The organism is Flavobacterium mesophilum, from assembly GCF_039581405.1.
Classification (GTDB): domain Bacteria; phylum Bacteroidota; class Bacteroidia; order Flavobacteriales; family Flavobacteriaceae; genus Flavobacterium.
In genome coordinates this window covers 49868-66808 of sequence record NZ_JBCPXZ010000009.1, presented here as the reverse complement: position 1 = coordinate 66808, position 16941 = coordinate 49868, and the positions used below count along the sequence as shown (strand labels likewise).

Annotated in this window: 12 protein-coding genes; 1 reads left to right on the top strand and 11 read right to left on the bottom strand. The window is 33.4% G+C overall.

Annotation, left to right across the window (positions count from 1 at the left end; translation table 11 throughout):
- Positions 1-53 precede the first annotated feature (53 nt).
- Positions 54-1073: a proline iminopeptidase-family hydrolase gene (locus AAYQ19_RS21630; protein ID WP_343539274.1), complete on the bottom strand. Its 1020-nt coding sequence runs from the start codon at positions 1071-1073 to the stop codon at positions 54-56.
- 272 nt (positions 1074-1345) lie between these two features.
- Between AAYQ19_RS21630 and dcm the strand changes: the two genes are divergently transcribed.
- Positions 1346-2308: a DNA (cytosine-5-)-methyltransferase gene (gene dcm, locus AAYQ19_RS21625; protein ID WP_343539272.1), complete on the top strand. Its 963-nt coding sequence runs from the start codon at positions 1346-1348 to the stop codon at positions 2306-2308.
- On the opposite strand, the gene AAYQ19_RS21620 is transcribed toward dcm, so the two are convergent.
- The 10 genes from AAYQ19_RS21620 to AAYQ19_RS21575 form a co-directional block, all read right to left on the bottom strand.
- Entirely contained in the window at positions 2301-3083 is a 783-nt protein-coding gene (locus tag AAYQ19_RS21620) for a hypothetical protein (RefSeq protein WP_343539271.1), read from the bottom strand. The two genes, dcm and AAYQ19_RS21620, sit on opposite strands and share 8 nt — an antisense overlap.
- Positions 3080-3994, bottom strand: a complete 915-nt coding sequence (locus AAYQ19_RS21615) for a hypothetical protein (RefSeq protein ID WP_343539269.1) — start codon at positions 3992-3994, stop codon at positions 3080-3082. Before AAYQ19_RS21615 ends, AAYQ19_RS21620 begins: the two co-directional genes overlap by 4 nt.
- 329 nt (positions 3995-4323) lie before the next feature.
- Positions 4324-4662 carry an SET domain-containing protein gene (locus tag AAYQ19_RS21610; RefSeq protein ID WP_343539267.1) on the bottom strand — a complete coding sequence of 113 codons (339 nt, stop codon included), beginning with the start codon at positions 4660-4662 and terminating at the stop codon, positions 4324-4326.
- A gap of 7 nt (positions 4663-4669) precedes the next feature.
- On the bottom strand, positions 4670-5884 hold the full coding sequence (locus tag AAYQ19_RS21605; RefSeq protein ID WP_343539265.1) for an intein-containing protein: 1215 nt from the start codon (positions 5882-5884) through the stop codon (positions 4670-4672).
- A gap of 236 nt (positions 5885-6120) precedes the next feature.
- Complete coding sequence (locus AAYQ19_RS21600; RefSeq protein WP_343539263.1) at positions 6121-11403, bottom strand: tail fiber domain-containing protein; 5283 nt, start codon at positions 11401-11403, stop codon at positions 6121-6123.
- Positions 11404-11898: 495 nt separating this feature from the next.
- Positions 11899-13515: a hypothetical protein gene (locus AAYQ19_RS21595; RefSeq protein ID WP_343539262.1), complete on the bottom strand. Its 1617-nt coding sequence runs from the start codon at positions 13513-13515 to the stop codon at positions 11899-11901.
- Between the two features lie 293 nt (positions 13516-13808).
- Positions 13809-14072, bottom strand: coding sequence for a hypothetical protein (locus AAYQ19_RS21590; RefSeq protein ID WP_343539260.1), 264 nt, complete (start codon positions 14070-14072; stop codon positions 13809-13811).
- 204 nt (positions 14073-14276) lie between these two features.
- On the bottom strand, positions 14277-14906 hold the full coding sequence (locus AAYQ19_RS21585; protein ID WP_343539258.1) for a DUF5977 domain-containing protein: 630 nt from the start codon (positions 14904-14906) through the stop codon (positions 14277-14279).
- A 9-nt stretch (positions 14907-14915) separates the two neighbouring features.
- Positions 14916-15788 (bottom strand): DUF5977 domain-containing protein, encoded by an 873-nt coding sequence (locus AAYQ19_RS21580; RefSeq protein WP_343539256.1) that lies wholly within the window; start codon positions 15786-15788, stop codon positions 14916-14918.
- 99 nt (positions 15789-15887) lie between these two features.
- Positions 15888-16937, bottom strand: a complete 1050-nt coding sequence (locus tag AAYQ19_RS21575; RefSeq protein WP_343539254.1) for a hypothetical protein — start codon at positions 16935-16937, stop codon at positions 15888-15890.
- Positions 16938-16941 lie beyond the last annotated feature (4 nt).

The following is a 16941-nucleotide window of genomic DNA, read 5'->3' as shown; positions in this document are numbered from 1 at the left end:
AAGATCTCCAGCAAAGATGTGGCGGACAGCACGGCCCCATAATGATTATTGTATTAGATTTTTTTCAAATCTACATTATGAATAAAATCAATAACACCATTCATGTAGACTTGCTGATCATCCCACATTGCAAGATGACTTCCGTTTGGACAATATAAATAGTGTCCATTTTTGACTAACTTGCTTTGTTCTTCCATTGCTTTTGGATCCATCGTGTCATATTTGGCGCCAATCATGAGAGTTGGAATTTCTATTTCATGCAAGCGATTTTTGACATCCCATTTTGCTAATCGACCACTTATTCCAAATTCACTAGGTCCTTGCATAATGGTATAAATTTCATTATTAATATGTTTTCCCGATCTGTTTAAACCATCAGGCCATTCTTCTAATCGGCATAGATGTTCATGGTAGAAATTCGGAATTAATAGTTCCATGTATCTTGGATTATTGAAATCTTTTTTTGCTTCTAATGATCTAATTTCTGCTAATACTTCTGGTTTCATTTGCTTAGCTAAAACCTCTTCAGCATATTTTTTGTATTCTGGAGCACTGGCAACCATGTTTGAAACTAATAATGCTTTCATATTTTTTTGATATTTTAAAGCATATTCTGTTGCAAGAATGCCGCCCCATGAATTTCCTAAAATATAAAAATTGCTATTGTCTGCACCAATTGCTTTCCGTACCTGTTCTACCTCTTCAACAAATCGCTCCGTAGTCCATAAACTGCTATCTTTTGGTTGATCACTGTAATACGAGCCAAGTTGATCGTATTCATAAAACTCAAATCCTTCACGCTGAAAAAAAGTTTCGAAACATTCCATGTACTCGTGTGTCATTGCTGGACCGCCGTGTAGTAAAAGTATTTTTATTTTTGGGTTGTTTCCAAAACGTTTTGTCCAGACTTTAAAATCTCCAACAGGTGTTTTTATCGGAATCATTTTTACTCCTGCGCTTTCTATAGCATTATTTTTTTCGTAGGTAAAATAATCTTTTAAATTTGGGGTTTGATCTTCTTTTTTGCATGAAAAAGCTAGAATTATTACCGAAAGTAGTAGAATATGACGCATATTTTAAAGTTTTAAAGTTATCTTTTCAAAATTTACAATAACTAAATTACGAATTAAAAATTAGTCTTTCAAAATTATCAATTAAGGTAATTTTTGTTTTTAAATAAATGATTTTTAATGCCTTATGTTTTTTGGTTTTCAACGAGAGAACTTTGATTTAAAATTATTTTTTGAAATTTTAAAAGCAATATTTTATTCGATTTTGAATAGCTATCTTTGTAAAAATGATTAAATGCAATTAAAGTCGCATAGTATAATTAGTGATATATAAAATGAGCAATAAATTTACTGTTGGAAGTCTATATGCCGGTATTGGAGGGATTTGTTTAGGATTTAGAAATTCAGGTTTTGATTTGCTTTGGGCAAACGAATATGATAAAAATGCCTGCATTACATACAAAGAAAATTTTAAACATAATTTAATTGAAGGTGATGTATTGCAATTAGATGTTGATGGAATTCCTAAAATTGATGTACTTACAGCAGGTTTTCCGTGCCAGCCATTTTCTGTTGCAGGTTATAGAAAAGGTTTTGACGACAATAGAGGAAATCATTTTTTTAGAATATTAGATTTTGTTGATACCATGAGGCCAAAAGTGGTTTTTTTGGAAAATGTAAAAAATCTAGTAACGCACGATCACGGAAACACGATGAAAGTGATTGAAAAATCATTACGTGACAGAAATTATTCTTTTCAATCTAAAGTGTTAAATACTAAAGACTACGGGAATATTCCGCATAATAGAGAGCGTATTTTTATTGTTGCATTTGATAAAGATGTTGTTAAAAATGCTGAGGAAGTTTTTGAATTTCCGAAAGAAGATAAATTGACAAAAACCATAAAGGATGTCATTATAGATGAAAAAGTTGGAGACGAATTTTATTATAACGAAGACCGTTATATGTATAAAATGCTTCAGGAGGAAATGACTTCAGATAAAACTGTTTATCAATTTAGAAGGCAGTATGTGAGGGAAAACAAATCAAATGTCTGTCCTACATTGACTGCAAATATGGGAACAGGTGGACATAATGTGCCTTTAATAAAAACTGATTTCGGATTTAGAAAATTGACTCCAAGAGAATGTTTACGATTTCAAGGTTTTCCTGACGGTTTTAAAATTCCAAAAATGGCCAATTCACATTTATATAAACAAGCTGGAAATTCAGTTAGTGTGCCAGTTATTGAAGCTGTTTCAAAAAATATAATGAAGGTTTTAAAATCTGTTAAATAGATTTATTTTGCGTCTGAGAGATGGAGAATTTTGATATAAGTTCTTCAATGTTACTCATATTTCCACACTGAATATAGTAGTTTTCAGCATCCATTTTTGTATATTGGTTTAAAATAGAATTTTGCGGTAAAATATCTTTAGTAGCAATAGCTTTCTTTAAATCTTCGTTACTGCAATATCCAGCAATGTCATATGTCCAGGATGAAGCAAAAATAAGTTCTTCAATTATTGTTTTTGGAATTTCATTATTGAACATTAGTCTCTGGTTTCGAAATAGTTTTTTGATATCAGGATTGATTCGGACCAAAATAAAATAGTCGTATTTATTTGTTGATCCATTAGTAAGATTTGGGATATATTGTGCATCTAAAGTCCAATCCTTTGTTTCAAGTAGTAAGAGATTTGATTGTGATGCAGCTGATTTTATATTGATTTTTTTGTTTTGAATCTCTAAATCAGAATCATCCCAAATTCCTTCGCTGTAAATTCCAAAATCGGGTTCGTTGCATTCGACAGCATTTGATTTAAAATGATTGTAAAGTACAACTTCAGCTAATTTTCCTTGAAAAGTATTGCAGAATTTTTCGCCATTTTTTCGACTGTATTGCCCTCCGGTTCTTGTTGATCTGTGATGTCCTTCTCCAAAGCACATGGAATAGGCAAAATTCAAAACTTTTTCCACGTCAGTTTTATCGATCGAGATTCCGTTAAAAGGTTTCGGATTGCTGACAAAATAATATTCCCCTTCATTTTTCTTTTGGTAGGTCAGTTTCATGCTTTTTTCGATTCTGCAACTTCTGCAATTACATTCCAGTTTTCTTTGTATTGTTTCAAGCCGTTTAAATTAATGCTTGTAATTTGGCTTTCATCCAAATTATCGACATAACTCATTGGGATTAAATAGCAAATTCCAACTTCTTTATCTACGGCAACATAAATATCGCAATCGGCAGAAGTTATTCTTTTTCCTTTGTTAGTAATGTGAGTATGATCAATACCTTGTCCGCCACGATCTCTATCTTTAAAACTTATGGCATTGCTGCTAGAAACGCCTTTGATTTGAAGACGTAAAAGGATATTGTTGAAATCGACTACAGCATCATATCTGCTAGAACGGACATCAACATTTGAACAGTTGTATCCTGCCAAAATAGCTCGAGCTAAAAACAAAAACTGCGCACTATCTCCTGCATTTGCAGTCATTACGCCAGTATTAATATTTAAAAGATTTGTTGGAAAACCATTGGAGAAAATAAAATCATATTGTTTTTCCAATATTTTTTTGATCGAAGTTTTTACGTATCCAAAATGATATGGGTTTTCGACACTTTTTTGAATAAAATCAAGAGAATTATTTATGAAATCGTTTTTGTTTATTTCGTTAACCAATTTCTTCTGTAAAACATCATCATAAAAAGATTGTAAATCAGATTTTGCTATAAAATATTGATTTGCAATTGCGACTATTTTGGTCTTGACAAAATTCTTTTCCGCAAATTCTTTAATAAGTTGATTATTAAAATCGGTTTCATTTAATCTGGTAATGAAATACCCTTTTATGAATGTCTTTAAGTTGGTTATTGAGCCAAATAATGTAATGCCATCTTTAGTGTCATTAAGATTAAAATTGACTTCATTTATTGCTTGTATATTTGTTTGAACAAATTCTATTTGCTGTTCTATCATTGATTAAGTTTAAAACAATTAATTTCAAGATTGCTTTTCTAGCAAAAAATTAGGTTGAAAATATAGAATGAATTTACTTATAAAAAACGAAATACAAAATTGAATGGAATAAATATTTAAAATGATGCGGCTTTTACAAATAAAAAAAACCTCAATAAGAATATTGAGGTTTTGAAGTTCAGCTGAGAAATAAATTTTTAGCCTACTATTGGATCTTTTAGGATTTATGTTTTTGTCTTTTTATAGAATATTAAAAAAGAGATACTGACTTGGTCTAAATGATGTAAAATATTTACTTCGCAGATATTGCATAGATTTGTGCTCATTTTTCAAAAGTTTATAATTGGAATGTATCCAGTATAATCGGTTATTTTTCTATAATCAACTAAAATTTCTTCTCCACAAAATATTGGTTTGTTTGTTATTAATTCTAATTGATTTTGATGAAAAACAACAGTTGTGTTTGGTATTAACGCATGATTGCAATATCTTCCCAAGTCCTCAGTTTCCCACCATGTTTTGGACATTTGTTCCTGAAATAAGCATCTAGATTTTTTGCTCATAGGTTTGTCAGTTACCCAAATACCAATCGATTCCTCAAATAAAATGTCTAAAGTAGCGATTACTTTAATATTTGTTAAATTACTTCTGTCGACTTCATATTTCATATTTGAATTAATCTTCTTTTTTGATATTATGTGTCAATATTCCGTTTGCGAAATAGGTATGAGAAGGGCTTAATGAAAGTGGATAAACATATTTTTTTTCTAGATTGATAGAAACTGATGTTACTAATACAATGTTTTTATCAATTCCATATAAATGATCTCCAATTTTAATATCTTTTATCGGAATGAATTTCCAAATTCCATTTCTGCAAATTAATTGAGAGTGCATTGGTGTTGCTTCTAATAATCCATTATTAATAATAATCGTTCTATAGGCGATTTTTGGTTCAATGTTCGCTATTGGCGATTTAACTCTGTTTTCAGTTAAATAGTTGCAAGACCATTCATAAAGTTTATTTACATCATTTGTATCATTAAGAGTATCGATTTCGGATGATAATAATAAATCATTAATTGTTAGTGTTTCAATTGGTTTTTCAGTACCATCTGATAAGGTAATTAAAGTGCCTTCGACAAAGCATATAATAGCAGCGGTTGTCCAAGATGTTGATGACGAGAAATTTGAATAGTTTCCTGCACTATCATAAGCGCGAATCTGGTAATAATAGGTTGTGTTTTGTGTACCAGAATCTTGATAAGATCGATTTGGGCCAGTATATTTAGTCGTCCAAGTACCTGTTGTTCCTGTTTTTCTCTGTAAATGATAACCCGCCACTCCAAAATTATCTGTCGATGCACTCCATTCAATAAGAATTGAGGTTTGTGGAGAACCTGATCCGTAGTCACAATTTATGCTTGCAGGAACGGTAGGTGCAACTGTATCTGCTGCAACTACATATTGGTAAACATTTGATACGATACTTGTAGTTGACTGATCAAAAATTTGATACCATGTTGTTGCAGTAGGAACACCTATTATTCTTGGAGAGGTAGATCCCGCTGTATTATATTCCCAAGGCCCATCTGGTGATACTGTACTTGTTTTTATGGTAAATGTTACAGGTGAATATCCTGTTCCAGCTATTGTAAAATAAAGATATCCAGCACTATATCCGTTAATGGTAATAGATGGTGCTATAAAGGTATGATCGTAGCTATAAAACTCGCTTAAGCTATGTGGTGCAATTCCATTAGGTTTTGCTGGACTGGAACTGTTAATATTGGTGGTTGATAAGGTCGTTAAAGACGCATTACTGTAGGGAATACCTTTCTGATCGCAGATGTTTCCTATTGATATCGGCCCGGAAGAGTTTAAAGGCATTTTTTATTTATTTTTTATTAGTAAAAAAATCTATTTATAATCTGTTGTTGTTTAATGGTTTAATTTTCTAAAACAGTTATTATCTTTAAGTATATCTTAATTAGAATAAGTGTTTTTGGAGCTACTATAATAATAGCTCCAAATTCACCAGTCTTAATTCTATTATGATCTCCTTTAGTTTGGGTTTCTCAGTATTGATTTCATTCAATTATTGACCCAATAGGAGGTATTGGTTATTATTTAATTAATTTATTTACTAACTGTTTTAAATCATCAATTTGCGCTTGTTGTTCTTTACAAACTTCAATAAGAAGAGGTACAATTTTTTCATATTTTACCGCTTTGAATCCGTTATCTCTCGTTGTTACAATTTGAGGCATAACTTTTTCTATTTCTTGTGCAATTACTCCAACATCATTACCAGCATAACTTGATTGTTTGTCATTCCAGTCAAATGTATATCCATTAATTAAACTTAATTTTTTTAGAGGATCTACAATTTTCTTTACATTGTCTTTAAGACGTTCATCTGAAGATGAAAATGCAATTATATCTGACGAGGTTCTTAAACCATCAGCATTAATAGAAGCTATTGCTGTTGTACCATTTCTAAAAACGAAACCTCGATTGGTTCCTTGCGCCATCGAAAAGTACATATTGTAATCTGATGACGTTTCACCGCTTATTCTGCCTCCATAGCTGCCATTTCCTGCATCTGACATCAAAATGCCATATGAGCTTGGATGTCCTGACCAGAAACCATAACCATTACCTGCTCCTGATGAAGTATTGAAATATTGGTTGGCAGTAACTGTTGATGATGAAACCAAACTTGATCCAGTAACTACACCTGATGTTGTAATATATGCTCCACTTGGACCTCCGGCACCATTTCCAAATAAGGTCATATAACCCGAATTGCAATTAATGTATGTCGAATAAGTGTTCGCAGCGTCAAGATATAAATTTCCATTTGATACTGCTATTGAAGCTTGTGTTGTTGTTGCACTAGGTACATTTCCAACATATAATGTTTTTGAATCACTATTGGGCTTAGAAATAAAACTATTTCCAGAAAATGAATTTGCTATTACAGTTCCGGTACTTGATTGAATTTTTACGGCATCACATGAAAATGCATAAGTTGAAGCATTACCAGTAAGTGGATTTGTGGCTTGATTTGTACCCCATAAAATTGGATAAGCCGCAACATCCGTTCTATTTGCTAATAAATCAACATATCTTGATGAACCACTAACACTGCCAGAAATATTTATGCCCCATGTACCGGAAGCTCCTGCTCCTGTTAAGGTAGGTGAATAAGAATTATAATTGCCTGAGTGAATCATATCATACCAACTGCCCCAAGTAGTATCAATTCCTTTACGCAATCTTAGCCCTGGTAATCCAGAACCATTGGTGCCGGATTCATTTCTAAAGGCTAATTGATATGAAGAATCACCTGTTGAAGTTGTAAGACCGTCCCAAGGTGCAAATGTCATAACACCGCCGTAGTTGCCTGATCCACCAACTACCGAAGCATTAACAAAATCAAAATTTACTGTTCGTGCAAATGAATTTGGTAAACGGTCACTTAAAGTTCTTGGTCCATCAACAAATGATATCCTTTTTGTTGATGTTGAAGTTTCAGCATTTCCGTCAATACTTACTCCTGTTAGCGTTTGAGAAGCACTTGCTCTATTGTTTGCAATTGAAGTCGTCCCAACAAAAAAGGTCGAACCAATTGCTTGTTTTGTAGCATCGACAATAGTGATGTTTGCAGAACCATCAAAAGCGACATTATTAATTGTTCTTGCTGTGGTTAATTTGGTAGCTGATAAAACATTTTTAGTTGCATCTGAAGTATTATCTACATTTCCTAGTCCAACATCACCTTTGACTAATGTTACTACACCTGTTTTTCCCGAAACACTATCTACAGCGCCACTCGTAATATAAACATAAGCACTTCCTCCCCAACGATAAGTTTTGTTAGTATCTTTAGCAACATATATTTTACCTGTTTCTCCAGTTGCAGGAAAACCAGCTAAGTTTGTATATTCTAAAACGTCATCAACATAACTTGGCAATTGACTAGTTGGAATAAGTCCACTCGCATCTAATGTTGCTACTCCATTTGCAGTACCTTTTTCACTTGATGCAATTCTTGAAGTTGAATCGACTGCATTTATGGTAATATTCGCCGAACCATTAAATGAAACTCCATTAATTGTTCTAGCTGTTTGTAAAGTGGTTGCCGTGTTAGAATTTCCTGTAATATTAATGCCCCATGTTCCACTAGCACCAGTTCCTGTTAAAGTTGGAGTGTATAAATTAAAATTTGAAGAATCTAATGATTTTCTCCAAGATGTCCATGAATTTGTAGTTCCCCCTTCGGTTCTGGTCCAAAAATCTCCGCTATCGCCAAGTAATAGATTACCTCTATAAATATTTGTGGCATTATCATAGCCTGTTAAAATTAACCTACCCGTTTCAGGACAATTAGTAGCACCTCCACCTGCAGTATAAAATCCAGATTTTGTTAAGGTATTTAGATCAACTCTACCGTTAGATGTTGCGGAGTTAGTTGTACCTGAAACTATCTGACTTGGTAAAATGTTTCCAACAGTAGCAGCGTTTCCGTCAATACTTACTCCTGTAAGAGTTTGAGAAGCACTTGCTCTATTGTTTGCAATAGAAGTTGTCCCTACAAAAAATGTTGCACCTATATTTTGTTTTGTGGAATCAGTAATAACGATGTTTGACGTACCATCAAATGCGACATTGTTTATTGTTCTTGCTGTTGCTAATTTTGTAGCAGAAGAAGCGTTGCCATTTAAAGAACCATTCACTGTATTGAATGTTGCAGTAGTACCTGTTAATTGGCCATATAATGTACCACCATCTCGGCCTAATGCAATTTCCTTTATTCCTGCGCTACTAAAATTTACTAACCAAATTTGGGCAATTCTAAAATTATTCGCAGTTTGGAAATCATTAAATGTCATTCTCATTTTAGAGAAACCATTTGTACCACTTCCCCCTGGAGAAACAGCTACTTGTACAATTTGACTAGCATTGGTACTAGTTTCTAAAGCGGTAGAATAAACTTGCGTTACAGCGTCATACATCTCTATTTTGACATATTTTGATCGCCAGCCTGCGTTACCAAATGATACTCCCACCTTAGAACTGTAATTAAAGTTTTTATGGAATGTCATTTCAATTACATATCCTTCAGGATGTGTACCCCAAGTCGTTGGATTAAAAGTTGTATAAGATGGAGTTCCATCAAAAATGTTAGGATTTACCGTTCCAATATTATCAGTTGCTGATGCCGTTCCTCCTCTAAGTGTCAAATATGAAATATCATTATTCATAAATGGCACTATGACTGAACTTGATTCAGGATGAGTATCTAAAATGAAATCAGTTATTAAACTACTAGAAGTTCCATCTAAATTTCCTGTCAGATTTAGATTTCCTGTTATTGTCCCTCCAGTTAATGGCAATTTCAAATTAGTATTGCCATCTACCTTTTGAATAGCAGATAAAACTGTGTCGCTAGCTGATACTGAACCAGAACTTGACGTAAAACCTGTTAAATTTGAAGTTCTAACAGCTGTAGAAAGATCTTGCCAAGTCTTGTCTCCTCTGAAATATTGTGTTTGAGATCCCGCAGCAATGCTGTTTTCTTTTGTTGAATCCGTTATCGTAATATTTGCAGAACCGTCGAAAGCCGTGCCGTTGATTGTTCTAGGAGTTGTCAGTTTAGATGCAGATAATACGTTTTTAGTTGCATCGGCAGTATTGTCAACGCTTCCAAGGCCGACATCTCCCTTAACCAATGTTACAATTCCTGTTTTTCCAGAAACGCTATCGACTGCTCCGCTTGTGATATAGACATAAGCCGAACCTCCCCAGCGGTATGTTTTGTTGGTGTCTTTGGCGACATAAATTTTTCCTGCCTCTCCAGTTGCAGGAAAACCAGCCAAGTTTGTAAATTCCAGAACATCATCGACATAGCTTGGTAGCTGTGTCGTTGGAATGAGTCCGCTTGCATCAAGGGTTGCGACCCCGTTTGCCACGCCTTTTTCAGAAGCAGGGATTCTAGCGGTTGCGTCTACGGCATTGATTGTGATATTGGCAGAACCGTCGAAAGCCGTACCGTTGATTGTTCGAGGAGTTGTGAGCTTAGATGCAGATAATACGTTTTTAGTTGCATCGGCAGTATTGTCAACATTTGATAAACCTGTTGCTGCTTTGTCAAGCGTCTGCCAAGTCTTATCTCCTCTGAAATATTGCGTTTGAGAACCCGAGGCGATGCTGTTTTCTTTTGTTGAATCCGTTATCGTAATATTTGCCGAACCGTCGAAAGCCGTACCGTTGATTGTTCTTGGGGTTGTCAGTTTAGATGCAGATAATACATTTTTAGTTGTATCGGCAGTATTGTCAACATTTCCAAGACCAACATCGCCCTTAACCAATGTTACAATCCCTGTTTTTCCAGACACACTATCGACTGCTCCGCTTGTGATATAGACATAAGCTGAACCTCCCCAGCGGTATGTTTTGTTGGTGTCTTTGGCGACATAAATTTTTCCTGCTTCTCCAGTTGAAGGAAAACCTGCCATATTTGTAAATTCCAAAACATCATCGACATAACTTGGTAGTTGTGTAGTCAAAATAATTCCGCTGGCATCAAGAGTTGCTACACCATTTGCAGCACCTTTTTCAGAAACTGGAATTCTAGCAGTAGCGTCTACGGCATTGATTGTTATGTTAGCCGAACCGTCAAAAGCTACATTGTTGATGGTTCTAGGAGTCGTAAGTTTTGATGCGGATAGTACACTTTTATTAGCATCCGCAGTGTTGTCAACGTTTGGTAAACCTGTTGCCGTTTTATCAAGAGTTTGCCAAGTTTTGTCTCCTCTATAATATTGGGCTGTCGTTCCCACCGCAATATTTGTTTGTTTAGCATTCCAGATTGCTTTTTCAGCATCGCTTACAAATCTATTGTTTGGATCCTGAAGAATGATTTCTGGTGGGTGATTAGCAGGGTGTGTATAATTAGATAATGTTGCAAGACGACTAATTTCATTGTCTGACAACAGACTTTTCCCACTAACTTTATCAACTTTATTATTTTGTAACGTTTTTCCCATTTCGGCAGTCAACGCTTTTGAGGTTCCGCCAGTGGTTAAATTATTTACTAAAATAGTGTTTAATGAATTTTGAACTACTTGAAGAGCATTTACTAATTCTTGAAGCGTGTTTAAATTGGGATTATCAGAAACAAGTATTGAGTTGATATTATCAATTAAGTTTTTTAATACTTTTCCTTGTCTGGCATCCAACGATTTTCCTGCAATGTTGTAGTCAAGGCCATTGTAGGCGTCTGATGTTACATAGGTGATGTCGCTAAACTCTAATTCGCCATTGCCGTTAGTGGCTAGAATTTTGTTTGGCTCATTTGTTTCTAAATCGGCAACTTTTATTCTGTTGTGATACTTGTTCATTTATATTTTTTAATTATGATTTAAAAATTGAGTTTATTGATAGTTTTGGTAAACGTATTGAATGATTATTCCTATCATTTTGTCAAATAGAAATACATAAATAACTCGGTATGAGTTCTTATTCGATATTTTGAGAATGACAAATCGATTGTTTACAAAACGAAGAGAGATGTCTTGCGGATTTTAAGTTGAAGTACATTTTCATTTTTGAAGCTTGTTTTACAATAGATAAAACAGCTATTTTATGAATGTTGATTTCTAAAAGAATATTTTTATCTGAGAGATAGTAATAGTAGTTTTTAAAATTTGATTATTAGATATTCTAATTGCTTCGACCTGTTTTATCCAAGTATAATTAAGATTTTTTGCCCTTTTGAATATAAATAGGTTCTCAGAAAACCAAAATGGGTAAACAATCAAAAGTAATAGTAGTAAGTGTTTTAGCCTTTGTTAGATATTTATCAAAGGAAGGTTGTAGTATTATTTTTGTAATAACTAAGTATTTAATTTTATAACTTTAATATTAGTAACATGGAAGGGCATCATTGTTATTTTTACGTACATATCTTCTGCTATAGTTGTATTGATGGTATGTTTGACTACATTGTCAATGCGATATTCTACGACAGTACCGACACGTCTTATTTCATAAGTGTGCCCCCATCTATATTTGTAAGAAGATAATGTGTTGTCTACAACGCCAGTTGATCCTGCTGCTTGCCAAGCGACTTGAGAATCATTAAAAAAGAAATTATACTCATCATACGAAGTTGCGTGAGGAGCAATTGCAATTAATTGACTATTGTCCGTTTTTCTATAAACTCCTACCACAGTTTTTGGTTGATAATCTATACTTTTTGTGCCGTTTTCTTGCGGACAAGTTACATTAAATCTAATTGAAAAATTTTGATTGTATGGTATTGATAATTTGGGATTATTTCGATCAAGCTCAATAGCCACAGCTGTATTTTTCAAATAATTTAAAGTATATAAATTACCTGATTGTGTTCCATTGATGTCAGTTGTCAAACCAATATAGTCAGTTTGAATTGGGACGTAAGGATCACCTAAAATGACTAGGATTTTATTGTTAAATGTTGCACTCAATCCATTATTTAAAGTGATAGGAAAACTACCTTCTGTATTTCCAATACTAACATTTACATGTACCTCATTATCACTAATAAATGTTATATAATTAACTGTTTGGCCAGTGATTGCCACCGTCATTGTAGGTGTAAAAAAAGCACCTTTCAAAATAATATTGACTGTTGTGCTTGGTAAATATGCATCTGGTTGCAATTCCTGCAAAAATGGAGCAGGAGATGTTGAAATAAAATACATTTTTAAATTACCGTTTGCATCTGTGCTTAGTACTTTATTCGTTGATAATTGTCCATCATTTCGGGTATTCAAGTAACTCGTCAATTTTATATCTTTTTCAAAACCAACATCGCCAGTTACTATCCAGGTGTTAACATCCGTTTTAAGAAATCGCATCATTTGATTTTGAGCAGAGATTAATGAGACGTTATTTATAATTGTCACTCCTGATGCGGGCACAACCGTACGTAAACCAACACCTGTTGAAATACTTTTAATTTCTGTTCCAATTGGAAATGCTACTGTTGCATTAGTTGGAATTATTTCTGTAATTGCAGCGGTATTATTATGTCTGATTAATGTATTATTAGTTCCGTCAGAAAGTTTTAAAGTATAGGTAGTAGCGTTATTATCTACTACAAAAACATATTTTTTTTTAAAAATTGATGAAACCCAATCAGTAATTACCTTAAAAACTGGAAATTTTGTTGTGCTATCAAGATCGCCTATATCATTTGATTTATTAGAACTATTTTCTTTACTAGCTAAAGCTGTTGTATTAGATAAAATAGCTGAACTCGTATCAGAAATTAAGTCATTTAAAACTTTACCTTGCCTAGCATCTAGAGCTTTACCTGAAATGTTGTAATCAAGTCCATTGTAGCTGTCTATTTTTATATTATCAAGATCACTAAACTGTATTTCTCCCTTTTCGTTTGTGGTAAGGATTTTATTTGCCTGATTTGTCTCTAAATCAGATACTTTTATTCTGTTATGATCTATACCCATTTTTTTATTTTTAAAATTATCTTTTAAGATAGATATGCTTATTTAAATTGATTGTGTCCAAAATCTGCATTAGATTAAAATGTAAAAGCTTTTAGATAGATTAAGTTTTTTTAATCTAATTTGAATTTGAAATAATAAGGGGGATTAACTGCTAGTTTTTGTATTATAAGAGAAAAAGAATAATAAAAGAAGGATTTTTTGCAGTTAAAAGTGTGAACACTTAATAAAACTATAAGGAATCGAATAGATTAATAATTTGCGATCCCTTATAGTGTTTATGAGCTTTTGAAGCTTTATTGTTTTACAATTTCTCCAGATTCAATGTTAACGCGAATGTCTCCGTATTCTTCTTTAATTTCTTTTTCTAATTCAGCAATTTCTTGTTGTTGCATAGAAATTTGAGAAAGAATTTCAGCTTTTTGAAATTCATATTGAATAGATAATTCTCCTAACGATAATCTAGCTTTGTCCATAAAGACATTGAAATCTTGTAATTGTTTTAATTGATCTGCATTGATTTTTTGTGTTTCTTCTTTTTTAATTTCTACTGTTTCCATTTTTAATTGTTTTTAATTGTATTTAAGTTTGTTAGTATTTAAAGAATTAGTACTAATTCTAATCATTGTTGAATTATCGAACCCAAAAGTTGTAATGCCTGATTAAGGTTGAAGTAATTAATACGTTTATTTATTAAGGATAAAATTTTCAAAATAATCATTGGGTAAGTCCAATAAATAGTATCAAAATTTAAATTGTTTATTTTACAGTGCCACGAATGTAAAGACATTACTATCTCCAGAGATATTACCAGCGGCATCTACTGCTCTTACGGTCCAAGAATTATTTCCAGAATTCACCCAAGAGTTGTTGTAGGTTCGGTTAGTTCCTGTCACCGATTCTTGGAAAACATTACTTGAATAGACATTATAAGTAACTGGACTTGATGGATCTGATACTGCTGTCCAAGATAAAGTAAGAGTTCTAAAGCCGTAATCATATGTGCCTGTTAAAGTTGGAGATGAAGGTGGCGTTGTATCATTAAGAACACATGCTCCAGAATTATTAGCATGAATTTGTACGTTATTATCTAGCCAAGCAATAGCTTGAGCATTTGCTTCAGCCACACTTGAATCAGATACAAATTGATTAGGTAAAGCAGTTAGTGAAACACTAGTTCCCATATAACCACTGTTACAATCATTTTTTATAGCACTCCTTGTTATTTCCTCGTTATAATATCGAGGGCTTGGGGCGCATTGTATCGTATCTAAAAGTGGAGCAATATAATCCGGATCTGAAACTACATTTGGTTTTGAATTTCCCGTAGGACTATTATCATCAATGTAGTACTCTTCAAGAGATGCAAAAGATTTATATCCTGTATTTCCCATAATTATTTTTTAATAAGTTATTACAATTTTTCCAGTTAAGGATTCTTTTGTGTATGTTATGTATCCAATATTGGTAACAGCTTCTATATTGTTAGACAAGCCTTGTCCTTGTTTTGGAACTTTTTTAGAAAAAGTCAATTGCTGAATTTGAGTCCCTCCGGTATTAATAATATCATATCCCGATTGACTCATTGTTCCTCCTAGATATGTGGTAATTTCAACATCAATATTTCCTGAACCAAGCTCACCGTACCAAGAACCAGCCATTCGCATTTGGATTGTGTTTAGGCTAGAGTAGTCTTCAATAACTTTGCTGAAATTAACAAGGCAACTTTCGACTCCATTTGTTTGTGTATTATCGCCTCCCCACATAATATAAGATGTTCCGGCATCAGAGTTATAAGGTATTTGATTATTAAATCCATGACCCCATCCCATCCATTTATTGTCTAAGATTTCGATTCCGGTATTTATAAATCCAGTGTAAGTATCAAAATCTCGACCAGCTCCAAGCGCCCATTTGTATCTGACTACCATGTAATTAAAAGGCGATAATGTTGTTGTCGGTTCAATAACACAGGATGGATTTGCTCCTCGCCACGCAGTTTCTCTAAAACCACAGGTTCCTAAGTTATTGGCGTAAGCCTGTGCATTTGCTGACAACCATGATTCTGCTTGTTCGTTTGCATCTGCAATACTTGTTGTTGATATAAACTTATTTGCATCAGCAGTAAGCGTAACAGAAGTCCCTCCACCTTCATTATAACAATCATTTTTTGTGGCTGATAAGGTTTTTTCTGTATTGTAGTAAACTGTTGTTCCTTCAGGAGGAGTATATTGCTCCAGGTAGGCAAATGGTTTATATAATGTATTTTCTTCCATACTTTTCTTTTAATAAGTAATTATATTCTTTTACTTCAGTACTATCTTATTTTGGTCCTATGGCCAAATAGAGATTTGTAGCTAATTTTTTTCTATTCTTTAATTGGCAATAGTTGTACTTTGTCCCACACCTGTAGTTAACCCGCTACTTCTATCTGTTATAGTTATAAGGCAAGTAGAATCTGAACCTGCAGGAGAAAGTTCATAATTTGCTGTAGCATTACCGGAACTGTTTAAAGTAATAGTACCTGTTCTTGATGTATGAATTGTATCTAGAATTTGAACACTCACCGGAGAATCGAAACTAAATGTTCCATCGTTGCCAAAATGGTTTACAGAAAAACTTAATGATATAATTTCGTTTGGTTGTCCGAAGAAAATATCTAATGTACCTTGTCCATTAATAGGAATACTGGATGTCATTGAAAAAGGACCCGAACAAATTCTCACATCTGTAATAACTCCATTATTGTTTACTCGATATATTTTACCATCTTCTTGTGATTTCATATATTGGTCTAAACCTACAATAGGTATAAGTCCTGATGGTTCTGAGTATATTATGTTACCTAAACCAAGATATCCATAGTACACAATAGGAAAAGTATTGTAAGCACATGTGTTTACCGAGTTAAGGTTGCTCGCAGAAAAATGTAATGTAGGTAAATCTGGTGGTGCAACATAACATGAATTTGTACTTACTTCTAAGATTTTTCCTGTTGCATCGATTTTAATAGCTGTTCCATTTATGTCAGACGATTCGACATCTCTGTACAAGCTATCGCCAACAAAAGGGATTGATAAATTTGCATCTGTATAGAGGTATGAATTTTTCAGTAAATATATACTGTCTGTGTATAGGGTAATTTGATCGACATATCCGCATACATCAGTCATTACAGCTGACGAGTTTACACTGACATAAAAAGGGAATGACTGTACAGGGGCTGGGGTGCATGGTGATGTTACAAAATTATTTGCGTTGCCATTAGTTACTGTTAAAGTATTTTCTAAATAACAAGGCATTGCTACAATAGAAGTACTTGTATCCCAAGTTGAAAAATTCCCTCCAGTATTAGGTAAATTTCCATATGTATATATTCCCGGAGCACCATCACAACGAGTAAAAGTAAAGGTTACGTCGCCCAATCCT